Genomic DNA, 22,565 nt, shown 5'->3' with positions numbered 1-22,565 from the left:
GCTCACGCTCCTGCCATTTGGCTTTGGTCGGGCTCGTTATGACGGCTGACCCCTCTTTGCCAATTCGGACGAATAGAATGTCCGTTCTCGTGTATCCCAGCGAAAAACCAGGCGGTGCGCAATCGGTCCCAAAGGCGATCTGTCTAGGAGATCGGAATGTTCGTCGCAAATGTCCGAGCTAGGGATCGACCGGGCTCGGTGGCTCAGCCGAGCAACCGCCGTATGTAGTCTTAAGTCTGCATTAACACCTTAGGCGTGACACTGCGAATACACTTAATATTTCGCGAAAACTTGGAACTCGTTTTAATTGGGAACGCGATTTCGGTGTTCTACATAAGGCAGCTGAAGGACATTAGCGTCGGAACCAAGCTCTCGTTGGGCTTTGGACTGGCGCTGCTGTGCATCGTGGCTGTGGGAGTATTTGGGGTCGCGCAACTTCGGTCACTCAACAAGGTCACGAGCGAGATCACCAGCGTTTGGTTGCCACAGGTCCAGGTCGTCGGCGAGATGAAACGCAACCTCGCGGAACACCAGCTCTATGCGACGTTGCGCGTGCGCACAGCCGAGGCTGCGCAGATAGCCGGCATTGACAAGGAAATGGCGAGGGAGAGCGAGGAAATACTGCGAGGCCGGCGTGCCTACCGCAGGAGTGCCGGATCACTCGCCGAGCAGCAGCTGTTCGACCAGTTCGTCAACCTGTGGACAGCCTATCAGGATTCCCTGACATCGATTTTCCCGCTCCTCGAAACAGGAGAGCGGACGACGGCCGTCAAGGAGTTCGAGACGGTATCGCTGCCGACCGTTGCCGCCGCCACGCAGCGGTTGGACGATCTTCTCGCCCTCACCAATGAGCGCAGCAAGGCGGCCGCGGCGATGGCAGATAACACCTATACCGTCGCGCAGAGATTGACTTGGCTGGCAGTTCTCTTTGCCGCGGGATGTCTTGGTGGGCTTGTCGCCTGGATACGCCACAATGTCAGCAAGCCGATCCTTGCCGTGAGCGAGGCGATGCATCGCTTGGCGCAGGGCGAGCGACGCTCGAGTCTCATTGCGCTGAAAAGGGATCGTCGGGACGAGGTTGGAGTGCTGTTCTCGGCCTTTGCCGGCTACCGAGCCAGTCTGGAGCGCAGCGATACCCTGGCCCGCGAAGCCGAGCTGGAGCGGCAGCAACTGGCCGCGGCTGCCGCCAACATGCCCGTGGGGCTTTGCATGTTCGATGCGGAGAGGCGGCTGGTTCTATGCAACCAAAACTACGCGGATCTCTACCATGTGCCGGAGGTTCTGACTCGTCCCGGCACGCCATGGATCGATTTGATGCGGTTCCGGATCGCGGCGGGGCTCTATGTCGGCCAGCACCCGGAAAAGTATCTGCAGCAGCTCACGGCGACTATCGATCGCGCCGAGCGCGTGGTGAGCCTGGTGGAACTCAGCGACGGACGCACCATCGACCTCATCCATCAGCCACTGCCGGGCGGCGGATGGCTTGCGACCCACCATGACGTGACCGAGTTGCGGCGCAGCGAAGCCAAGATTTCCCACATGGCGCGCCACGACGGGCTTACCGGGCTTCCAAACCGCTTATTGTTCCGCGAACGCGCCGAGGAGGCTTTGGTCGAGATGCGGCGCGATGATGGCAAGATTGCTTTCCTCTGCCTCGATCTCGATCATTTCAAGACGGTCAACGACACACTGGGGCACCCGGCTGGCGACGCCTTGCTGAGGGAGGTCGCCGCCAGGCTGAGACAGGCCGTTGGTGAAGGCGATACCGTCGCAAGACTCGGTGGCGACGAGTTCGTGATCATCCAAAAGGGAGCTGATCAACCGGTCGAGGCGACAGCCCTTGCCCAATGGGTCATCGATGGGCTGAGCGCACCTTATGTCGTGGATGGCCACGGCGTTATGATCAGCGCCAGCATCGGCATCTCGATTGCGCCGGATGATGGCATGGACGCCGACCAACTTCTCAAGAACGGCGACATGGCGCTCTACCGCGCGAAGGCGGAAGGACGCAGAACCTGCAGGTTCTTCGAACCGGAAATGGATGCCCGCATGCAGGCGCGGCGGTTTCTCGAACTCGATCTGCGTGAAGCGGTGCTACGGGAGCAGTTCGAGATCTACTACCAACCGCTCCTCAATCTCGACCGCGGCGAGGTCAGCTGCTTCGAGGCGCTGCTGCGTTGGCATCACCCGACGCGCGGCATCGTTTCCCCGGGAGAATTCATCCCCCTGGCCGAGGAGATCGGCCTCATCGTCCCGATCGGTGAATGGGTTATCAAGCAAGCCTGTCTCGACGCGGCAAGCTGGCCCGCCGGCACCAAGGTCGCTGTCAATCTGTCGCCGGCGCAATTTCGCAACGCGCGTTTGCTCTCGACGATCGTCGGGGCATTGGATGCTTCGGGACTTCTTCCGGGGCAACTCGAGTTGGAAATTACCGAGACAGTCCTGCTGGCCAATACCCAGTCCACTCTCGCGATGCTGGAACAGATCCATATGCTGGGCGTGCATATCGCGATGGATGACTTCGGAACCGGCTACTCGAGTTTGAGCTATCTGCGCTCATTTGCGTTCGACAAGATCAAGATCGACCAGTCTTTCATCAAGGACGCGGGGGATATCGACAGTTCTGTCGCCATCATCCGGGCGGTCACGAGCCTAGGCAACAGCCTCGGCATGCAGACCACCGCCGAGGGCGTCGAGACCCTCGAGCAACTGGAACGAGTCCGGCGAGAAGGCTGCACCGAGGCGCAGGGGTTCCTGCTCAGCCGCCCAATGCCCGCACGGGACATTCCCGCGATGCTTGAACGGACACGCGCCGTCGTGGCGGGTGAAATCATCGAGACTGCACCCGAAACGACAGGCGAGCGGAAAATCGCGCAGGCCTCCGCTGGCGGGCGTCGCAGGAATGCCTCTGTGCCGGCCTAGCTGGGTGCGCAAGCGAAACTCCGTACCAACGATCTGAGATGATGCGAACTTCGGCGTCGAGTTCCGGCCGGAGCTTCGCGACCACCGAGCCGATTCCCCACCCAAAGAAATAGCCAGCCTGAATCGGACTTTTGGGGTTTCGAGTTGCATCCTCAGCGGGAGGCATCCTTGCGCAGAGACGGTACGGCTTGAACAGGATCAGGTCTGCTGCACTCATGTGCCGCGGTAGTGTGCTGAGAGTTCTGCAAAGGTTGTGTGCGTCAAGTTCTGCAAATTGGGGCGGCCACGATGCGGGTGCAGCACTAAGTGGGTCGGAGAGTCTTGAAAAAGATCACGTCCTCCGGGCCTGCCACATTGGTCGTCCAATTTCGTTTTTTCGACGGGTTCAGTATCATTTTCGGAGGTTGGTCTCGTCGTTTGGCGAACCGTCGCTGTTGGATTCAATTTGACCCTGGCGATGGTGTATGGACGGGCAGGCTTGCCTCGCGTCCGCTGATTGAGATCATCCGCGGGTTTTGCTCTCGAGTTCATCCAGATAATCGGCCCACCATTGCATCATCCTGACGCGGTCTTCCCAGTGCTCTGCCCGGGCGTAGGCGACTCGTATCGACCGCGAACCTCCACGCCGCGGAGAGCGGTAAGAATTGTGGCTGGATCGATCTCCCGAACGCTTTCGTCCCCGAACGTTGGATAGGCAAAGTCGAGCAACCATTTGACCTTGATGATGGTCCGGTCGGCACGTCCCTCCTTCTTCAACTTGTCGACATAGTCCTCCGCGATTGAGCGAAAGGTGTCCTCTGCCAAAGCCTTTTGCGACTTACGCTCCTGTGCGGGGTCGATGCCACGTCGGAGGAGACGTTTGGCGGTATCGCGCGCCTCGCGCGCCTCGGCGAGGGAGATGAGGGGATAGCTGCCCAACGCCAGAAGCTTCTGCTTGCCGCCAAAACGATACGCGAGGCGCCATAGGCGAGATCCGGTAGGCTGAACCCAAAGCTGGAGCCCGCCGCCGTCAGACAATTTCACGAGCTTGGAAACGGGTCGGGCATTTCGGCATTTTACGTCGGAAAGGGCCATTTTCGGGACCTCCATTTGGCTGCATCGATACCACCAGGAGCTCCAATACCAGCGAAAATACCAGCCCCTCGCCTCGTTGGACCAATTGCGCAGAAATTCCACAAAACCCGACCATCCGCGCCTTGCGCGCCGAAATCAGTAAGGATTTCAGTTAGTTGCCGAAGCATAAGCGTAGAGGCTTCGGCGAAAGAGACTATCGAGAGAAGAGGGGATGGTGCCCAGAGGCGGAAAAGGCAGAACGCAGAAAAAACCTAGCAAAATCAATCGCAAGGCCATCCCATTTTGTAAGCCTGTGTAGCACTGGTGTGGTGCAAGGTCGAGCTGGCAGTGTGTAAGATAGCAGGTCGTGTCCCCACAGGTGGTGTAGCTCGGCGGTAGTGAAGCCGCTCGCGAGTGCGCCGTTAGTCGCGCTGTAGCGAGCGAGCGGCTTGCGGTGGTCATCGGCGCTTTCCGGTAGGGTTTGGTTGTTGACGCCAACCCAATTCGGAAGGACCACCGATGACCGACGACATGATGAACCTGCGCACGCTCGTGGAGAAGACCCCGGATGCCGATCTCCTGCGCGAGATGATCGGCTTTGCCGCCGAGCGGCTGATGGAAATGGAGGTTGGGGCCGCCACCGGCGCCGCCTATGGCGAGAAGAACCCGTTGCGCACGGCCCAGCGCAACGGCTATCGCGAGCGCGACTGGGAGACGCGCGCCGGCACCGTCGAGCTGCGCATCCCGAAGCTCAGGAAGGGCAGCTATTTCCCCGGTTTCCTCGAACCGCGCCGCATGGCCGAGAAGGCGCTGACCGCCGTCATCCAGGAGGCCTACGTCCAGGGTATCTCGACCCGCTCGGTTGACGACCTGGTCAAGGCCATGGGGATGAGCGGCATTTCGAAGAGCCAGGTCTCGCGGCTGTGCGAGGAGATCGACGGCAAGGTCAAAGCGTTCCTTGAAAGACCCATCGAGGGCGACTGGCCCTATCTGTGGATCGACGCCACCTACCTGAAGGTGCGCCGCGGCGGCCGCATCGTCTCGGTCGCCGTCATCATTGCCGTCGGCGTCAACGCGGACGGCCGGCGCGAGGTGCTGGGCATGGAGATTGGCACCTCGGAGGCCGAGCCGATCTGGACGGAGTTCCTGCGCAAGCTGACCCGCCGCGGCCTGCGCGGCGTCAAGCTCGTCGTCTCCGATGCCCATGAAGGCATCAAGGCGGCCGTCACCAAGGTGCTGTGCGCGACATGGCAGCGCTGCCGCGTCCACTTCATGAGGAACGTGCTGGCCCATGCCGGCAAGAGCGGCCGCAGGGTCGTCTCCGCTTTCATCGCCACCGCCTTCGCCCAGGAAACGCCCGAGGCCGCAAGCGTGCAATGGCGCGCCGTCGCCGACCAGATCCGGCCGAAGGTGCCGAAGTTGGCGACAATCATGGACGACGCCGAGCCCGACGTGCTGGCCTACATGACCTTCCCGAAAGAACACCGCGCCAAGCTGCACTCGACCAATCCGATCGAGCGTCTCAACGGCGAGATCAAGCGGCGCACCGAGGTCGTCGGAATCTTCCCGAACGACGATGCGATCGTGCGTCTGGTCGGCGCAATCCTGCTCGAACAGAACGATGAATGGGCAGTGCAGCGGGCCAGATATATGACTCTGGAAACGATCAGCCAGATGAGCGATGATCCCCTGATCAGCTTGCCAGCCGTGGCGCGCTGATCAGCCCGGCCCATGCCGGAGAGCACGGCGACCAATGCCGTCAGCTACACCACTCCCCGGGACACGATCAGATAGCAATCTTCACAACCAGCTTGCTAAACTTTATACCTGCGTTGCTTCTATCGGTCGTGTCGCGATAAGTCGGTCCTTGGGGCTGATCGCCATCTACAAGCCAAAGACTCTGGACGCTCAGGAAAATGGTTCGTCGAGGATCCAACGAAGACCAACTCCCGGTTCGATATTTCGCTGACACGCCCTATCAGGGTGAAGGGATGTTCCCATCTTCGCAGGCTATTGCGAGCAGGAACGAAGCCATGAAGCTAGTGCCAAGGCTACCAGACAAGCCTTTTGCGCTCGACAAGGTGAAGCTTCATGAATACCCGTTTGCGCAGGTATTGGAGCGAATTTGTCAACGATACTGGAGCGAGGCGAGTTATTTTTTGCGAACTCCCATCAGCAGAGGGGACATCCGTGAGCTCAAAAAGCTTCAGTCGGCAGCCTCGCTTTTGATAGGCGTCGTCGCCCCAGGCTCGGTTTCGCTAGCTTCCCCTGAAGCACGGCTGGCCGGTCTAGTCAGAAGGAGCTTGAAGAGCAACCGGGCGGAATTCGACGCCAACCTTCAGGCGTGTCTCCAAAATTTATCAATCCTGACGCGTCTAGAGGTACCTCGCTCCGTCGACAAGGGTAGGCCGGAAAATCTCCACATCAATAACGCGACCGTTGCCCTGTGTGAGTTGTGGAAAGAACTCGGCGGCAGAAAATTCAAGCAGAACCCTGATGTCGTAAAGCGTGAAACGAAGGAACTTGAATTTGTGCAGCCGGGTCCGCTTTTTGTTTTCCAAATGCTACAACTCATTGATCCTGACATTAAAGCCGAAGAGGTCCGGACTGCCTTGAAGTTAGTGCCCGTCAAGCGCGCGAGGGGTCCAGAAAGGGAGCCTTTTTCTGGCTGATTTTGTGGACCGTAATTCGCTCGACCATTCGTGGGTGTCGTGCCATTTGATCCCGATAACGGGAGAAAGAAATGGTCGAGCTCAGGGCAAATAGTGGTGCTTTCCCGTTTGCGGGCGTGGGCGCTGAACACGGCACTTTCTATGCGCAAGGCGGTGACAACTTCGGTTCAACCGAAACTGGGCAGGCCCAGGGAAGCATCGAACCGGTCGTCGATTCCACTGTAATCGCCCCTTGCAGCAAGTCGCCTTCCGTTCTCCACAGCGCGATCGAAAAGTGCTTCCTCACCGATGCCCATTGGCTCTTCTTTGGAACATGGCAGGAAAAACTTGAAGCATTGATGCCGGCGTATGAACTACTTCTTACAATGGCCATTTGCGGAGAAGACTCAATTGCGCATGTCAAAGCCCATCCGTACTTCGCCGGCCTGAAACGCCGCCCGTCCGCAACGAACCCGGCACTCCTGGCTGTGAGGCTCATCACACGGCCCGAGTGGGAGGACGATCATAAGATCGCCTCCGACTACGCTGCAATGTTGATGCATGCTCAGCATGAATCTGTCCCTCCGCATGAGTTCTTAGCCTGGGCGAGCAACAGAACGTTGCGTGACTGCCGTAAAGCAATCGCACAGGCGCGACGGATATCAACCAATAGATTGGCGACAGCTTCGACCCTCGGAGTCGGTGCTCAAGGTTGCGAAGTCATGCCGCAGGACGAGGCGGTAGCACCGGCAGGTGAAGCAGTAGGTGGTGCGACCCGCCTCCGAATACAGGTCAGCAAGGACGACTCGGAGCTTCTTTGTGAGTTTCGGTTGTGCGCTGAGATCATGGATGAGTTGCGTGACATGTTTGAACAGTCATCACGCAAGACCGCGACTGAATTCCTTCTCGCCATGTCGGCTAAACTTGGGCTTTGCCCCAGCGCCGATCAGAAGCCTAGTTGAGATACCTCCATGACAAAACGCAAAAAAACGCGACCAGTTCTGCAACTTAAGGATGTGACCAGCCTTCACGATAAGAACAATGGCAGTATCCGTGATCATGCACTCCGTTACAGCAAAAGGGGTTTCGCAGTTCTCCCCCTTCATGGAATTGTCCATGGTGCTTGCACTTGTTCGAAAGGTCAGGCCTGCCCAAACGCTGGCAAGCACCCTCTGATTGACGGCGGCGTCAACGCTGCTTCCACGGACCCTCGTCAAGTGGCGAAGTGGTGGCGCATGTTCCCTGAAGCGAACGTGGGAATTGCGACCGGAACCGCATCGGGCTTGGTGGTGCTTGATATAGATCCTCGCAATGGGGGAAAGGCTTCGCTAAAGGCACTGCTCAATAAAAACGGGCCTTTGCCTCGCGCCCCTCGCGTGAAAACGGGAGGCGATGGCGAACATCGCTTCTTCACGTTGCCCGATGGGGACATCCGGACAAAGCACGGCAGATTGGGTGCTGGAATCGACTTGCAAGCAGAGGGTGCATACGTCGTGGCGCCGCCTAGCCGCCACGTCTCGGGCAAGCAGTACTCGTGGTTCCCAGATCGTAAGTTGAGACGCTCCGCCCTGAAGGCGCTGCCGGGGCCGTGGGCGGCCGCAATCGGCGGTAAAGTATCGGCTGCTGAAATCAGGTCTTCCTTGGCCTCGGGTTTGAGCTCCTCTCCGTCGGGATTGTTGGCTCTCGCGGAGGAAGTTAATCGCCTTCGCGCGACGGGCCCTGGCAAAAGGAACGACGCACTGAACTTGGCGGCGTTCTCGCTTGGCCAGCTAGTTGCCGCCGGCGATCTCGCTCGTTCTCACGTTGATCTGGAGCTGGCCCAGGCCGCCCGGGAAATCGGGCTTGATGCGGCAGAAATAGCCTTGACGATCAAGAGTGGACTCGGCGCCGGGGAGCAAGTCGAACGCGACCGTCGCCGGAATGCGCAAGAGGAAGTGGAAAACCTCGATCCTCTGACCGCCGAACTGGCTGCACTTGGTGAGACCGATGCCGACATGGGTCACCGCTTCGCGCGTCGACATGCCGGGAAGGTGATCTTTACGCCTGGTCGCGGTCTACTGGTTTACGATGGCAAGATTTGGAACTCGGACGACGCCCGCCAACGCTATCAGCTAGCGGAATCCGTCGCCCGTCTCGTGGCCACCGAAGCCCCCTTGCTCAAAACGGATCGGGAGAAGCAGAAACGTCTTGAGTTCGCGACCAGTTCATTGTCGAAAAGCGCCCTGGAACGCGCCTTGGATCTAGCGAAATCGCATCTCGCTGTCGATGATGGCCGGCTCGATAGCGACCCTCTCGTCCTGAATGTCCTCAACGGGACGGTCGACCTGCGCACCGGCCTCCTGCGTTCTCACGATCCCAGCGATCACTGCACTATGATGGCCAACGTGACACACGACTCCCAGGCGAAGTGCCCACAGTTCCTCGCTTTCTTGCGGACTGCCTTTCGCGCCGATCAAGATCTCATGACATTCGTGCAGAAAGCTGCCGGGCTCTCCCTCACCGCCAACATCGAAGAACACATCTTCTTCTTCGTCTATGGGCCAGGTCGCACCGGAAAATCTACCTTCGTCAACCTGATTCGATCGATGCTTGGCGGTTATGGAAAGCACACGCCGACGGAAACTCTGCTGGCGAAACACTATGACAATGCCATTCCTGCTGACTTGGCCCGTCTGGTTGGTGCACGGATGGTCACAGCTATCGAGGCGAACTGGAATCGGGCAATTGACGAGGCCCGCATCAAGTCGATGACAGGCGGCGAGCCGATCACAGCCCGCTATCTGCGGGAGAACTACTTCGAATTCCGTCCGAGCTTTAAACTCTGGTTCGTCGCAAACGATCTCCCAGGGGTGCGTGGAACAGCACAGGCATTTTGGGAGCGCGCACGGGTGATCCCCTTTAATGTTGTGATCGCTGACAAGGACCGCGATCGTGAGCTGACGGCCAAGCTGAGAGCCGAGGCTTCGGGCATATTGAATTGGGCGATCGAAGGCTGCCTCATTTGGCAGCGCGAAGGTCTCGGCACCTGTGAAGCCGTCGAGGAAGCTTCCAAGGGCTGGAAGAAGGCGGCTGATCCCCTTCGCAAATTTGTTGACGAGGAGCTCATTCGCGAGTCGGGCAGCATCACGCAGGCTCATGATCTGCTCGAACACTATCAAGCGTGGTGCCGCAGGCATGGGGAGCAGGCTCTTAATGACAAGAACCTCAAGCGGCAGCTTATTGCGACGGACTTCACCCATGCTCGCGCCAAAACGGGAAGCATTTGGAAGGGGGTCAAACTTCGCCTGACTTAGGCTTGGCCAGCCATGGTTGTGGGTGACAGCGGTGACAGCCCACCGCTAAGCAATATAAACAGGCCATCGGTATTCGTGAATACAAAATAAGTTACCTGTCACTGCTGTCACCGGCAGGTGAAGTTCAGTGCGCTCGGCTCCGAGCAAACCACCACCATCACCATCACCACAACGGATTGAACCGGCGTCCCGCCGGACGACCCCCATGTCCTGCAGGAGGCCAAATGAGCAAGTTAACGTCGATAGAATTGTGTGCTGGTGCAGGAGGCCAGGCCCTCGGTGTTTCCAGGGCAGGTTTTACCCACCTCGCTCTCGTTGAGATCGAAGAGGACTACTGCGCCACACTGCGCACGAACCGCAGCAGGTGGAACGTTGTCCAGTCAGATATCGCCGACTTCGACGGACGCCCGTACCGCGACAAGGTTGACCTTCTGGCGGCGGGGCTTCCCTGCCTACCGTTCACGATCGCGGGCGAGCAAGAAGGCGAACGCGACTCAACATGTTCCCTTCGGCGCTGCGCCTGATCGAAGAAATTCGTCCCAAGGCAATCATGATCGAGAACGTGGCCGGGTTTCTTGCCCAGCGGTTCGCATCCTATCGCAAAGCTCTGCGCCGCCAGCTCAAGAGCTTGGGCTACAAAGTGAGGTGGCGGCTGTTTGATGCCACCAACTTCGGTGTGTCTCAGTCGCGCGTCAGAGTCGTCATTGTTGCCATCCTTCGTCAGTACGCTTCCGCGTTCAAATGGCCGAGTGCAGCAGCCAACGGTCCGCCTTCTGTGGGCGACAGGCTGTACGATCTGATGGCGGAGAACGGCTGGCGTGGTGCGAAAGGGTGGAGCCGGCAAGCGACCGGTCTGGCGCCAACCATCGTCGGGGGATCGAAGAAGCACGGAGGACCAGACCTTGGACCGACCCGCACTCGTGAGGCTTGGGAGAAACTGGGTGTGAACGGCAAGTCCTTGGCTGACGCGGCACCGTTGCCCAACCACGTCGGCCTGCCACGTCTAACGATCAGGATGGTGGCCCGACTTCAAGGCTTTCCCGACGACTGGGAGTTCGTTGGAGGCAAGACCAAGGCTTATCGCCAAGTCGGGAATGCTTTCCCTCCACCTCTTGCGCAGGCAGTCGCCTACCGGATCCGCAAAGCCCTGCGGGCAAAGTCTGTGTCGCTGCAGGCGGCCGCGTAACGTCAGGGTCATACAGTTGATTGGCTGCCTGCATAGGTCCGGCTCACTCGACCTGCCGAAGCTATCCGCTCCTGTTCCGATCGACCGAGCCGTAGACCGCAAACCCATCGGGGACAGTCGGTAAAGGTCCATGCAAATTCGAAATCACGAAAGGACAAACCATGCCGAAGACGAGCACGCCAGAACCCATTCGCAAAATCACCGACCAAGTTGAACTCATAGATTGGCTGATCGATCTGGTGAAATCGGATAAGCCGGAAATGATCCGTGCCGGTGAGGTCACCTGCTTCGACACCGTAGCTCTGGAATACAAATATGGCCGCCTAGACTTGGGGGACATGTGGGGCGAGTATCTCGTCCACCTGTTCGACGACCTCGTTGATCAGGAGGAGAAGGTGCTCTGCTCGCCGGCTGTCCGCTGGTTGGCAGCCCGAGCCCTTGGAGCCGCCGCCGAGCATTCGGTCGGCGAGGCCCAGCACTTTATTGATCTCCTGCTAGTCGCCGCACGTCTGCAGAGACGAATTCTAGCGACACCACTCGGCAACACGACCCGGCTCAAGAGCACCTGGCGCTTTGAAGAACAGCACGGGTTTCGTTGCGATGTCACCGTGAAGCACGGGGAATACGCCGACCTCTATCGCCGCGAGGTTGGCGAGCAGTTGAGGTAGCAAGTCCGCCCGGCATGAAGCATAGGCTAGGCGCTTCCGCGCGGTCGGCGACATAACTGCGCGTCCGACGCCCTATTTCCTCGAAGCCAATTCCGAGCGCCGTAAAGCACGAAACTGCCTCACCAATAGGCGGCTGACCGGCAAGCGCGTTCAATATCAAGGAGAATGAGATGAAGCTCGACGACAAACCAACCCTGATTCATCAGCTCGACCCCTTCCTCGGCTGGCTAGAAGGCTACATGCTGCATCGTGGCCCTCGGATCACCGTGACCCAACGTTCCATTTCGTTCTTTCAGGCTCTGATGCGCTGTGCGCGAGCTAAGGGGCATATCCCAGGCTCGGGACGCTTCGAAATGATAGATACCGTCACGGATGGTTTCATGGTGCCCAGCAAGAAGGCCAAATGCAATGCCGGTATGACCATGCTCCTCATCTCCATCTTCAATGAACTTCTCATGGAATCTGAGCCCCACATCGAACTGGATGAATTCTGCGGCTATTTGATCGAGGCTCTTGAGCTGGAGATCTTGGCAACGAAGCGCGGAAAGGAAGTGCGGTTCACGTCATCACGCGAGTTGACTCGTGCCGAAGGAGTTAAGATCGACGTCACTGTGCCCGCTCGGTTGAGGGATGCAGTCGAGCCTATCTATTGACCGTTGGCACGCAAATTCCGGAGCCGTCCAGCGGCATTCGGAAAGCGTCGTCTGCCGGTCGCGATAAGAAAGCTAAAACAACCTCCGGTTGATTTATGAATATATTCCTGTTATACTGGATGCGGCGAGCTACGTCGGTTGATGCGGCTAGGCCAGGACCTAACAGGAGTTCTAACATGCATATGACATACCGACCCGGCACCTTGTGTCGGCAGCCAGCTCAACTTGACCATGAGGGCCCTTCGGGGCCCTCAGACCGCTGACAAACCCCGTCGATTTTCGGCGGGGTTTTGTTTTTGCGGATTGATTTGGCTCAGCAAATTTGTGTCGGGAGGAGATGTCAGGAGACAGCTGGCGGCGATGGGCCTCAGGCGAGGCTCGGTTTGAGCTTTGGCCAGAGGCTGATTGCGATCTTTTTCATGTTCTGGGCGGCGGCTGCGATCAGGCACTGGCAGGCGACACGAGTTCGCCCTCGGAAGCGGGCGTAGCGGTGGCCAAAGAGCTGCTTGGCATCGGCGAAGGAGCGCTCGACCGTCTCCTTGCGGCGCCGGTAGATGGCCTTGCCCCAAGCCGTGAGCCGGTTGGCGTCGACCCGCTCGCGGGCATCTTGCCAGACATGGCGCGTGATCGTGCGCTCGGCCTTGGCGTTTGATGTGCAGGAGGCCAGCAGCGGACAGTCGCGGCAGATGGCTGGATCGCTCCTGTAATGGCGATAGCCACTGCGTTCGGTGGTGACGTAGGTGAGCAGCTGGCCCTGCGGGCAACGATAGCCGTCCGCCTCCGGTTCATAGACGAAGTTGCTCTTTCTCATCTTGCCAGGCTTTGGCGGGGTCGGGTTGCGATAGCCGATGACGCCGCTGATGTTCCTGTCCTCCAGGCCCTTGGCGATGCCCGGCGTGGCATAGCCGGCATCCAGCCCCGCCGCCGCCACGGTGAAGCCGAAGCGCTTAACCTGACGGTCGAGCCGGCCTAGATAGACGATCGAGTCATGCACGTTGGCCGGCGTGGCGTATGTGTCGGTGATGATGCCGCAGCGCCCATCCACCGTGCGGTGATCGAGGTAGAAGAAGCCCTTCGGCTTGCCCTCGCGCACCATGTAGCCGGCATCCGGATCGGCGCGCGAGATCTTGGTCTGCTTCTGCGCAGGCTTGCGCTCCTTGGCCTTCAGCGGCTTTTGGCCATGCAGCGTCCGTTCCGCCTCGATGGCGCGGTCCAGATCGGCCCAGTAGTCGGCGCGCGACTTGGCCACCATGGCAAGGTCGTACTTGCCCTTGTTGGCGTTGGCCTTCAGATGTGTGCTGTCGGTATAGAGCACCGTCCCGTCCACCAGCCCCACCCCGATCGCCTGTTCGACGATGCGGTCGAAGATCGCTTGCGCGACCGTCTCGTCTTGATAGCGACGGCGTCGGTTCTGCGACAGCGTCGAGGCATCGAACACCTTGTCGGTCAGCTTCAGCCGCAGGAACCAGCGATAGGCGACATTGACCTCGATCTCGCGCACCAACTGCCGCTCCGAGCGCACCCCGAACAGGTAGCCGATGAACAGCGCCTTGAACATCAAGGTCGGGTCGAGCGGCGGCCGACCATTGTCGGCACAGTACAAGGGCGCTGTCAGATCGTGGATGAAGGAAAAGTCGATCGCTCGATCGATCTTGCGCAACAAGTGATCAGCCGGAACCAGCTGATCCAACGTTACCATCTCAAGCGCGGTCTGTTCAGGGGCGGGTCGCTTCAACATGACCCAGTGAATCAAAAACCCCCGGCAAATGCCAGGGGTTTGTCAGCAGTCTGAGGGCCCTTCGGGGCCCTTCTTCTTGGGGAGGCGGGTCGATGAGCGTCGCCTCTGAAACCACTCCCTCGCTGATCGTGTTCGGCAGGGATGAGACCAGCAAGGCTCATGCTTCGATCTTCCTGCTGCCCGACGTTGAAGCCGCGGAAGGCGCGGCCAGACTGATGGGGATGCATTCGCATCGCATCGAGCCGGGCGAGGCGGGTGACATCGTGTTACGCCTTCCTCGGGGCAAGCTGTTCGACAGCGGCAAAGCCTTCGTGCCCTTCGTCAAGGGTGAGCTATATACCCGAATAGCTGCCCTCGCGGGGGTCGCTGACGAGCCGCGACGGGTTTCGACCGGCACCGGCGACCCCGACACCCCCGAAAACGCTTCAGCGGGCTCGCCTGAGGCGCTGGTGGGCCATGCCGACGACGTGCAAAGCGGCGGTTCAGGCGGTGGTGGCGGCGAGGGCGGTTCGCCCGACCCGTGGGGCAAGCTGGCGATTGGCGACGTAGTGCTGGCGTCGGAAGGCCCCGACGAGGGATATTTCGAAGCCCGCATCATGAAGACCAAGGCCAAAGGGATATTCACACTGAAGTTCCGCGACTACCCGGACGCACCATCGGTCGACCGCAGCTACTATCAGCTCGGCCTGATCCACCCGAGGCAGCTCAGCAAGAAATAGAGCCTGCTTCAAGCGGGCTGGGCTCGGCTCGGCCCGCCACCCTTTCAGCGACCATCAAATCACAGGAATTGAACCATGACCTGCTCAGCAGAGTGCGCCGCGCCGTTGCCGGCTGCCGACAAGAGAACTCGAATTCGCAAACTCAACGACCAACTGCGCCAGACGGGCGTCGGTGGCCGAATGGTGATGACCGCCGGTGTCGCGGCGCTGCCTGCGCACGACATAGCTGCCATCTTGCTGGCCATCGCCCAATTTGATGCCTTCGACGAGGACAACGACCCATGGGGTGAGCACGATTGCGCCCTGCTGCATGTCGGCGAGAGGCAGCTGTTCTTCAAAATAGATTACTACGACCGATCCCTGACCAACCTATCGCCGGACCCAGCCGATCCTGCCGTCACCATTCGCGTCATGACAGTCATGCTGCCGGAGGAATATTGATGGCCTCCGCTGTACAGGGCGAAGGGGCACATCCGACCGCGCCACTAGCCCGCCTTCGGCTTCCTACCGGACGCCAATGGCGCAGGGTCGCGGGCACCTTTCGGCGGCTCAATCAAAAGAGCCGCGGCCGGGACGCCAAGTGCCTTCGCCAAGGCTTCCAAGGTATCAGTCGTGACGTTTTCAGAGCCGCGCTCGACACGACCGACGTACGAACGGTCAATCTCGGCCACCAGCGCCAGCCGCTCTTGCGACAGACCGCGTTCGACACGGAGCTTGCGGAGGTTCCAACCAATGATCTTGCGCACGTTCATCGTGGGCAAGAAGGCAATACAAACGGCTTGACAATCGACGGACCAATAGTCCCCTATTTCGATTTCATGGGGATTGCACGATTGATGTGCTTGCTTGGGGGAGTGAAATGAAAATCGCAGTTGGAATTATCGGAATTCTGCTTGGCTTAGTGTCGATGCTGCAATCTTGCGCGGTGGCGACCGGCGGCAGCCTCACAGCCAATCACGATCTAGCGGGTGCAGGGTCGGTTGGCGTTTTGGTTGGCCTGCTGTTTTTTGTCGGCGGTGCTTTTGCCTTCGGCCTGCCGCTTGTCTCCGCGATCGTTTTTGTCGTTGGCAGCCTGTTCGCCGTCATTGCGGCCAGCGCTTTCACCGACATGAAGATATGGGCCTTCGCCGACCTGATCCTCGCCGCCATGGCATTCTTCGCATGGAGAACCGCACGGGCAGCCCGGATCAAAGCCTTGGGAGTTGCCCAAAAATGAAGACCTGGTTTTACGAAGAAAACGGGCAACAGCGTGGCCCAATCTCGGAGAGCGATCTGGTAACGATGTTCGCCAACCGGCTGTTGTCCTTGGAAACACGCGTGTGGACCGCGGCCTTCGGCAATGAATGGCGGCCTGCCTCGCAAACACCTCTGGCGGAGGCGCGTGGCGTCATGCCGCCGCCACTGGCATCAACGGGCACAACGGCAGCGCAGCCTCTCACAAGTGCACTACAAGACGCCGCGCCAAGCGACTTATGGGCCTATCTGCTGGCCTTTTCACCGCTGCTGCTCATCGTGCTGGAGATGGTCTTCTACAACCCGTTGTTCCCTGCGCCGGGGGACAAAGTTCCAGTGGCGGGCGTGTGGCTCGGTCTGCTGCTGGCATGGGCCGACGCCCGCAACCTCAGCCGCAGCCGTCGCAATCCGCAGATGCGGCGAATGGTACCGTTCGTGCTGCTGACCCCCATCGGCTATTTCTGGCGGCGCTGGGCGATCACCAGGACATCGATCAAGTTCCTTTGGATATGGATCGCCTGCTTCGTGGCCTATGTCATCAGCGTAGCTGCGCTGTCGGGCGCTTGAGCCAATCGGGACAACATCGGCATACAGCCGGGCGGCGCGTTCGCCCGGCCGCATCATGTGGGGCAGATCGTGGACACAAGCGAATTCATTACCGGGCTGATCATCATATTCGTGATCTACCTGATCCCGACCATCATCGCCTTTTGGCGAGGCCACCCGAACCGCTGGATCATTCTGTTGCTCAACATCTTCTTGGGCGGCACCGGCATCGTCTGGTTCGGCTGCCTGATTTGGGCATGTATGGCGGTCCATATCAGCAACGACCCCACTGGCAGCGACGGCGGCGAATCGGGCCTCAATCTTGCCGCCAACGACATCGTGCCTGTCCGCCTCGTCGGCAGCCCGCCAGCGCTGCCTGCAACGCCGCCGCCACTCAGCAGCCCGCCAGTGTCCGACGACACCCTTACGCGCCTGGAACGGCTCAAAAAGCTGCTCGATGACGAAGTGATCGATCGGGACCAGTTTGAGCGGTTGCGGCAACAGATAGTTTGACCACTCGGACGTTTCTTGGTGATAAGCACTGCTCTCCGAAGGCAGAGGTCACAGGTTCGAATCCTGTCGGGCGCACCAATGGAATCAATGTCTTACATGGGCCGCTCATCCCATACTGCAGTTCCACACAAGCACGATGGTCAGAAACGGCGCGCCGCTGATCGTAGTGGCTGAAGCGCTTGGCCATAGCGACACTAGGAGGCCGAAAAGCACTTGCGCATCTGGCGCCACCCTGTGTGGCAGACACTATCAGGCGATTGGCGCCTGATACATGAAAGGACGCGACACCATATAGCCGTGGCAACGGTCTAATAGCCAACCTGCTCCACAATCACTTGTCCATCGCGTCCCTGTTTTCCATTGGCTCCGGGAGGGCCTGGGTTACCAGAGGGTCCCTGACTGCCGTGGGCGCCTCGTCCAGTACACGCGCCTCCCGAAGCCCCGCCGTTCCCACCATCACCACCTTGACCTGGTACGCCGCCCGGCCCTCCCGCGCCGGGTTTCCCGCCAGACACAACCAAGGCTCCAGGCGCGCGGTAAAGCTTTGCGTCACCCATTATAATTCTGATGATACCACTATCTTCACCATCCGCGCCGGGGGCACCGGGTCCGCCATTCCCGCCGGGCCCTCCGTCCCGGCCTCGCCCAGGCCCACGGTTGCAAAAAACACCAGAGCTTGAATGATCACCTTCCGCCCCGGGTGCACCCTTCACGCCGGGGGCTCCCTGTACCCCGTCAGTCCCTGCTCGCCCGGAAGCATCCACCAAGAACTGCCCTCCTAGCTTTGAATGCACGGTCAACGTGATATCTCCTGCGGGTCCGAAACTGTCAAACGGCACCTTTCCATCACTAGCACGCGCTCTTATCACCCCGCCGTTCCCGATGAGGTTGATCGTTTCGATCGAAAAGTCGCCGTTTGTAATTATGGTCCCGTTATTGAGATCCAGGCTCGAAGCAGACAAGCCCTTTCGCCCCTCGATCACGATTTTTGCACCGGAGTCCAGCTTTAGTGCGGGCAGCTTCGACAGATATACAATTCGGTCGAATTCTTCGCGGCCTTCGACTGTGGCAAATGCGCTTTGCGGGATATCTGCGGCTGATCGCACGATAACCGTGGGCGGGTTGCCCGGATCTATCAAGTCTGGCTGATGTAGAATGCGCGCCAATAACAGGGCGCCGCCAGGCGGCCATCCGAAAAATGCTGCCGAAATGAAGAGAGATGTCACGACCACGACAGCGGCTATTACGAACCAGGACACAATTCTGGCTTGGAATGAAGAGCCACGCCCCGTTGCACCTCGTGCGGCTAGATAAACTATGAAGCCAAGTAAAAATACTCCGATGGCCGTCGGCCAAAGGACTCCAGGCGCGAATTTCCACGATAGTACTAATGCCGAAATGGCAAGGACAGCATATGCGGCATTGACGACATTTCTGACCGATTTTTGTGAACTTCTGATAGGATTTTCAAATTGCCCATCAGAGGGGATATTCGACATAATACTCCTCCTCGCTATTGCCCTAAGAGCGTTCGAAAGCCTTGCCCTAGCATAACGATTCGCACGCCACGCCATCGCCGTCCCGGTCCAGCTTCCCGCCCCATGAGCAGTTCTGCAGGTACCATTGGCCTTCGTCGCACGAGCCGATCTGCTTGCACGTCCGCCGCGGTTCGCATGAATAGCTGCTTTGCGCGATCAGCTTGCGGCTGAGGATGCCGCGCGGCTGGCGGGACGGCGCCGCGCCGTCGGCGTGCGCTGCACGCCACTCCCAAGGCGTCTGAAACGTTCCGACCCACAGCCCGAGCTTTGCGGCTTCTGCTTTCGCCTGCTGCGCCGCATATGCGCCATGGCTGTAGCGCGGCCAGTCGAGCGCCTGGCCATGCTCGACCATCCACGCGGCCACGCTGGTGCCGTCGGCGCGCCGGCAGTCGCCCACAAAGCGGTGATAGCGGTCCCATGTGATGAAGGTGCACTGCACCGGCCTGGAGGCGGCCAGGAAGCCGTCGAGCGCTTCAGCTGATCGGCGGCCGCACGGGTATTCGAAGCCCTTGGCGTCGTCGCAATATTGCCGGCTCTCCGGTGCGTCGATGCCATTGAAGCGGATCCGCTGGCCGTGAACTTCGATCGTGTCGCCGTCGATGACGGACGCGACGCCGGTGATCGCCTCTGGATCGGGGCCGGTCAGATTCGACAGGTTGAGCTCGGGCAGGCTGCGGCTGTGCTGCATGACCGTCGCTGCGGCCAGCGCGCCGGCCGCAGCGACGGTTACTACGACGAGCCACAGCGGAACGCTTGCCCAGCGGCGAGCGCGCGAGCCCCGGCGGTGCGATCCCAAGCGAAGCGGCATTGCTAGTCCGCCTCGTGTCCGGTTCGGCCGCCCGCTTTTGCTTCGGCGTCGCGCCCACCACCCCAGGGGCGGCCCAAGCTCGCAAGACAAAATACTGCTCGCCGATACATTGTCCCCACTCCCCGTTGAGAAAGTGACACGGCGCGCTCTATTTTGCAAATTCGCTAATAGATGTTGCGGTTATTCCGGATTTTCACAGAGAGCGACGGCGCGCCTACGGTGAAAATCACGCCGGCGGTCTCAAAAGCAAGTCGGATAGCCTCCAGTTTCTGATGCCGCAAGAATCTTTTCTCATTCTCAAAATCGCGGATCGTCCCTTCGCTCACGTTTGACTTGGCGGCAAGGCGCACTTGAGACCATTTCAGAAGAGCGCGCGCCGCTCTCGACTGCTCCGGCGTCAGATCCTGCAGAGGGGCCGATGGCATCTTTAGCTATCCATTTCTAGCGGCTCGTGCCCCGGTTGCTCATGCCAGATGACTTGCCGAAGGTCCCGCCAGTCGACTGCCTGGCCGCAAACCGGGCAGCGGTGGAAATGTTCCCCTTCGCGCGCCGGTTGAATGCCATGTCGTGTGCCGACGATCGGCGGCCCCAAATCGGAGAGCTTGGTCAATCCCGTAGCTTCCGGGCTTCGCGCTCCAACGTCTTACGATTGTTGCCGTGCTCGTTGATCAAAGACCGCACCTGCTCAGGTGTGATGCGATGCTGCTTGGCGAAATAGCGGACCTCGTAATCCTCGTCTTCCGACACCCGGTCACGGTCCCGAAAATCTCGCTTGGTTTTGCCGTCTGCCATGGGTACTCCTCCTGGTCAGAAAGAACCGCGATCGCCGGGGAATGTTCCCGGTCGCTTAAACAGCAACAGCTAACGGAACCGAAACGACCGTGCGATATTGAGTCAAATTCGCGTTGTTGGGGCCTTCCATGCGTAAGCCTGCCGGCGGGGGCCGGTTGTCCTTCATTGAGCCGTTGATGCCGACCCTTGTCGAGAAGCCTCCCGAGGGCGACGGCTGGATTCACGAAGTCAAGTTCGATGGCTATCGATCTCAAATCGTCCGCGACGCCGCTGGCGTGCGCATCTTCACGCGCCGCGGGCTCGACTGGACGTCGAAATACAGCGACCTCGCCAAAGCCGCTGGTGAGCTTGGGGTCGAAAATGCGATCATCGACGGTGAGGTCATTGTCACCAACGAGGCCGGGCTTTCCGACTTCAAGGCATTGCGCAGTGCCATCACCCGGCGCCAGCACGAGCTCTACTTCGTCGCCTTCGATCTGCTGCACCTCAACGGCCACGACCTTCGTGACATGCCTCTAGAGGACCGCCGCGAGATCCTGACTGAGATGATCCCGGCAGGTGGCCGGATACAGTTCTCACAGGCACTTCCCGGCGACGCCAAAGCCATCTTCAAACTGGTCGACGATGCCAGGCTTGAGGGGATGGTCTCAAAGCGCAAAGACAGTGTTTACCGGAGCGGCCCGTCAACAGCCTGGCTGAAGATCAAGGCCTTCATGATCGACGAATACGATCTGCTCGGCGTCGAGCGCGAGCCTGGCAAGCCGGCCTTTGCACTGATGGCCGATCGCCGAACCGGCCGCTATGTCGGTAGCGCGTTCATCAACGCAAACCGGGAGCTGCGAGAGCGGCTTTGGGAGCGGGTGCAGGCGCGTCCAGGAACGTCGCCAAAAGGGATGAAGCGGCCGGCGACTGTTTGGGTGAAGCCTGGCATCGTCGGTCGTGTGAAGCATTTGCGCGGAGAGGAAGACTTGCGGCACGCTTCGCTGCAGGACTTTCGCGAGGAGGACCGCTGAAATGGCCGGCGCGACAGCCGGTAACAGCAAACCGCCTAAGACCGCGCCGGCCACTGCGGCAACTTTGAGGGGATTGCCGCCTGCCGGAGCTAGAGCGCGCCGATTGGCCGGCAATTCCTTGGTAAAAACCGTACAATCTTTTTTTATTGAAAGACCGATTTCGGCGGGCTTATAAAATCCAACGTTGCCATTGCTTTCGCAGGAGGCAGCGATGGACGGCGTAACGTCGAACGGCAAGGTTCACCCTTGCATTGAAGTGGTCGAGGCCTGCGGCGAATGGCACGTCCGCGTGATCGAGGAAGACCAAGCAAAAACTCTGACATTCGAGCTTGAATCGTTCGCTCTGGCCTTTGCGGAAGGCCAGCGGATACGCCTAAAGCTTCCCGACTTCACACGGCTGTAACCTATGGGCGCTACCGCATCAGGAGCAACACTCGCCCGTCCAGAAGACCTGGGCGCATTGAAGCGCATATATGATCGAATCTCCCAGGAGCGCGCATTAGGCCGTCCGGAAGACTTGGCAGCATTGAAGCGTATATATGATCGAGATCTGCCAGGAGCGCGCATTAGCGATAGGTAGTCCGGAAGCGGCAGCCCTAAGCACGCGCGCCATGTGGCTTTTTCAACACTCGATTGGACCGTTCGACGAAGAGATGTTCTACCAGACGCTGCGCCATGGCTAGGACATCACCCCGGTCGCGTCCTCCCGGCTCGAACTGCGGCGCGCGCGAGCGCGAGTTCGGTTTCGAGCCTCGCCGTCTCCCTTTGAGCTGAATTGTCGGCCGCGATCAGGCGCCGCAACGAGCGCTTGATTTCCCCGCGCGACCAACCGGCTTCCAACATGCCATCGACGATGGCCTGGAACCCAGGCTCCATTGCCTCTTGGCAGTCGATCTCACGATCGGCGTACTCGCGTTCCTGCTTCGGCGCTGTGATCATGCGTTGCCTTTCACGTCGCTCTCTTCGTCCAATGCGTGCGGCACCGGCAGATAAGCATTTGCTACCAGCCATTCGCCGACGATCGTTTCCACCAGATCGGGCTTGGCCGTGCCCATTTCGGCCGCCAGGCTGGTAAGAGCGTCATCGGTGCGCGCGTCAAGGCTGATCCCTCCGACATTTCTAAGCAGCAACGCGGCGCGGCGCAGCATTACCTGGAGGTCGGCGCGCGAGGCGTCCGCGATGTGGTCGGCGGTGCTTTCCAGCTCGTGCACGAATTGATGACGGGACATCGGCATCGCT

General features: G+C 59.7%; 22 protein-coding genes and 2 pseudogenes. 16 read left to right on the top strand and 8 right to left on the bottom strand.

What is annotated here, in order from left to right:
- Positions 1-291 precede the first annotated feature (291 nt).
- On the top strand, positions 292-2,922 hold the full coding sequence (locus ACVDG8_RS14735) for an EAL domain-containing protein (RefSeq protein WP_447255296.1): 2,631 nt from the start codon (positions 292-294) through the stop codon (positions 2,920-2,922).
- A gap of 576 nt (positions 2,923-3,498) precedes the next feature.
- Here ACVDG8_RS14735 and ACVDG8_RS14730 read toward each other — a convergent pair.
- Positions 3,499-3,996 (bottom strand): annotated as a pseudogene (locus ACVDG8_RS14730) (tyrosine-type recombinase/integrase); the annotation flags it as partial.
- Between the two features lie 498 nt (positions 3,997-4,494).
- Between ACVDG8_RS14730 and ACVDG8_RS14725 the strand changes: the two are divergent.
- From ACVDG8_RS14725 to ACVDG8_RS14695, 7 genes and pseudogenes are all read left to right on the top strand, one after another.
- The gene (locus ACVDG8_RS14725; protein WP_023780675.1) at positions 4,495-5,694 is read left to right on the top strand and encodes an IS256 family transposase; all 1,200 of its coding nucleotides are present in this window, start codon (positions 4,495-4,497) and stop codon (positions 5,692-5,694) included.
- A gap of 314 nt (positions 5,695-6,008) precedes the next feature.
- On the top strand, positions 6,009-6,647 hold the full coding sequence (locus ACVDG8_RS14720; RefSeq protein ID WP_447255295.1) for a hypothetical protein: 639 nt from the start codon (positions 6,009-6,011) through the stop codon (positions 6,645-6,647).
- Positions 6,648-6,718: 71 nt separating this feature from the next.
- Positions 6,719-7,588 carry a hypothetical protein gene (locus ACVDG8_RS14715; RefSeq protein WP_447255294.1) on the top strand — a complete coding sequence of 290 codons (870 nt, stop codon included), beginning with the start codon at positions 6,719-6,721 and terminating at the stop codon, positions 7,586-7,588.
- Between the two features lie 9 nt (positions 7,589-7,597).
- Positions 7,598-9,919, top strand: a complete 2,322-nt coding sequence (locus tag ACVDG8_RS14710) for a phage/plasmid primase, P4 family (protein ID WP_447255293.1) — start codon at positions 7,598-7,600, stop codon at positions 9,917-9,919.
- Between the two features lie 224 nt (positions 9,920-10,143).
- Positions 10,144-11,105: pseudogene (locus ACVDG8_RS14705) on the top strand (DNA cytosine methyltransferase).
- A 161-nt stretch (positions 11,106-11,266) separates the two neighbouring features.
- Positions 11,267-11,773 (top strand): hypothetical protein, encoded by a 507-nt coding sequence (locus ACVDG8_RS14700; RefSeq protein WP_447255292.1) that lies wholly within the window; start codon positions 11,267-11,269, stop codon positions 11,771-11,773.
- Positions 11,774-11,943: 170 nt separating this feature from the next.
- Positions 11,944-12,426 carry a hypothetical protein gene (locus tag ACVDG8_RS14695; RefSeq protein ID WP_447255291.1) on the top strand — a complete coding sequence of 161 codons (483 nt, stop codon included), beginning with the start codon at positions 11,944-11,946 and terminating at the stop codon, positions 12,424-12,426.
- Between the two features lie 367 nt (positions 12,427-12,793).
- Here the strand turns inward: ACVDG8_RS14695 and ACVDG8_RS14690 are convergent, their stop codons facing one another.
- Positions 12,794-14,164 carry an IS1182 family transposase gene (locus tag ACVDG8_RS14690; protein WP_447252026.1) on the bottom strand — a complete coding sequence of 457 codons (1,371 nt, stop codon included), beginning with the start codon at positions 14,162-14,164 and terminating at the stop codon, positions 12,794-12,796.
- Between the two features lie 92 nt (positions 14,165-14,256).
- Between ACVDG8_RS14690 and ACVDG8_RS14685 the strand changes: the two genes are divergently transcribed.
- Positions 14,257-14,883 (top strand): hypothetical protein, encoded by a 627-nt coding sequence (locus ACVDG8_RS14685; protein WP_447255290.1) that lies wholly within the window; start codon positions 14,257-14,259, stop codon positions 14,881-14,883.
- 105 nt (positions 14,884-14,988) lie between these two features.
- The gene (locus tag ACVDG8_RS14680) at positions 14,989-15,324 is read left to right on the top strand and encodes a DUF3768 domain-containing protein (protein ID WP_447255289.1); all 336 of its coding nucleotides are present in this window, start codon (positions 14,989-14,991) and stop codon (positions 15,322-15,324) included.
- A gap of 44 nt (positions 15,325-15,368) precedes the next feature.
- On the opposite strand, the gene ACVDG8_RS14675 is transcribed toward ACVDG8_RS14680, so the two are convergent.
- Positions 15,369-15,635, bottom strand: a complete 267-nt coding sequence (locus ACVDG8_RS14675) for a helix-turn-helix domain-containing protein (protein WP_447255288.1) — start codon at positions 15,633-15,635, stop codon at positions 15,369-15,371.
- 107 nt (positions 15,636-15,742) lie between these two features.
- Between ACVDG8_RS14675 and ACVDG8_RS14670 the strand changes: the two genes are divergently transcribed.
- The 3 genes from ACVDG8_RS14670 to ACVDG8_RS14660 all read left to right on the top strand — a co-directional run bounded on the left by ACVDG8_RS14670 (position 15,743) and on the right by ACVDG8_RS14660 (position 17,175).
- Entirely contained in the window at positions 15,743-16,099 is a 357-nt protein-coding gene (locus ACVDG8_RS14670) for a hypothetical protein (RefSeq protein ID WP_447255287.1), read from the top strand.
- On the top strand, positions 16,096-16,683 hold the full coding sequence (locus tag ACVDG8_RS14665; protein ID WP_447255286.1) for a DUF4339 domain-containing protein: 588 nt from the start codon (positions 16,096-16,098) through the stop codon (positions 16,681-16,683). Before ACVDG8_RS14670 ends, ACVDG8_RS14665 begins: the two co-directional genes overlap by 4 nt.
- Before the next feature lie 69 nt (positions 16,684-16,752).
- Complete coding sequence (locus ACVDG8_RS14660) at positions 16,753-17,175, top strand: superinfection immunity protein (protein ID WP_447255285.1); 423 nt, start codon at positions 16,753-16,755, stop codon at positions 17,173-17,175.
- Between the two features lie 1,545 nt (positions 17,176-18,720).
- Here the strand turns inward: ACVDG8_RS14660 and ACVDG8_RS14655 are convergent.
- The 3 genes from ACVDG8_RS14655 to ACVDG8_RS14645 all read right to left on the bottom strand — a co-directional run bounded on the left by ACVDG8_RS14655 (position 18,721) and on the right by ACVDG8_RS14645 (position 20,313).
- Positions 18,721-19,401, bottom strand: a complete 681-nt coding sequence (locus ACVDG8_RS14655) for a thermonuclease family protein (protein ID WP_447255284.1) — start codon at positions 19,399-19,401, stop codon at positions 18,721-18,723.
- A gap of 284 nt (positions 19,402-19,685) precedes the next feature.
- Positions 19,686-19,946 (bottom strand): helix-turn-helix domain-containing protein, encoded by a 261-nt coding sequence (locus ACVDG8_RS14650; RefSeq protein WP_447255283.1) that lies wholly within the window; start codon positions 19,944-19,946, stop codon positions 19,686-19,688.
- A gap of 181 nt (positions 19,947-20,127) precedes the next feature.
- A complete protein-coding gene (locus ACVDG8_RS14645) occupies positions 20,128-20,313 on the bottom strand; it encodes a DUF3606 domain-containing protein (protein WP_447255282.1) in 186 nt (61 codons plus the stop codon).
- A gap of 128 nt (positions 20,314-20,441) precedes the next feature.
- Here ACVDG8_RS14645 and ACVDG8_RS14640 point away from each other — a divergent pair, with 128 nt between their 5' ends.
- The 3 genes from ACVDG8_RS14640 to ACVDG8_RS14630 all read left to right on the top strand — a co-directional run bounded on the left by ACVDG8_RS14640 (position 20,442) and on the right by ACVDG8_RS14630 (position 22,009).
- Positions 20,442-21,326, top strand: a complete 885-nt coding sequence (locus ACVDG8_RS14640; RefSeq protein WP_447255281.1) for an ATP-dependent DNA ligase — start codon at positions 20,442-20,444, stop codon at positions 21,324-21,326.
- Positions 21,327-21,537: 211 nt separating this feature from the next.
- Positions 21,538-21,729, top strand: coding sequence for a hypothetical protein (locus ACVDG8_RS14635; protein WP_447255280.1), 192 nt, complete (start codon positions 21,538-21,540; stop codon positions 21,727-21,729).
- A 136-nt stretch (positions 21,730-21,865) separates the two neighbouring features.
- Positions 21,866-22,009 (top strand): hypothetical protein, encoded by a 144-nt coding sequence (locus ACVDG8_RS14630; RefSeq protein WP_455707772.1) that lies wholly within the window; start codon positions 21,866-21,868, stop codon positions 22,007-22,009.
- Positions 22,010-22,013: 4 nt separating this feature from the next.
- Here the strand turns inward: ACVDG8_RS14630 and ACVDG8_RS14625 are convergent, their stop codons facing one another.
- Together ACVDG8_RS14625 and ACVDG8_RS14620 are read right to left on the bottom strand one after the other, a co-directional pair.
- Complete coding sequence (locus ACVDG8_RS14625) at positions 22,014-22,265, bottom strand: hypothetical protein (protein ID WP_447255279.1); 252 nt, start codon at positions 22,263-22,265, stop codon at positions 22,014-22,016.
- Positions 22,262-22,561, bottom strand: a complete 300-nt coding sequence (locus tag ACVDG8_RS14620) for a hypothetical protein (RefSeq protein ID WP_447255278.1) — start codon at positions 22,559-22,561, stop codon at positions 22,262-22,264. The genes ACVDG8_RS14625 and ACVDG8_RS14620 overlap by 4 nt, the downstream gene beginning before the upstream one ends.
- Between the last annotated feature and the right edge of the window lie 4 nt (positions 22,562-22,565).

It is taken from the genome of Mesorhizobium sp. ORM8.1, from assembly GCF_053005525.2.
Note: the sequence above shows the minus strand (reverse complement) of the source record. Positions and strands in the feature narration are given on the sequence as shown.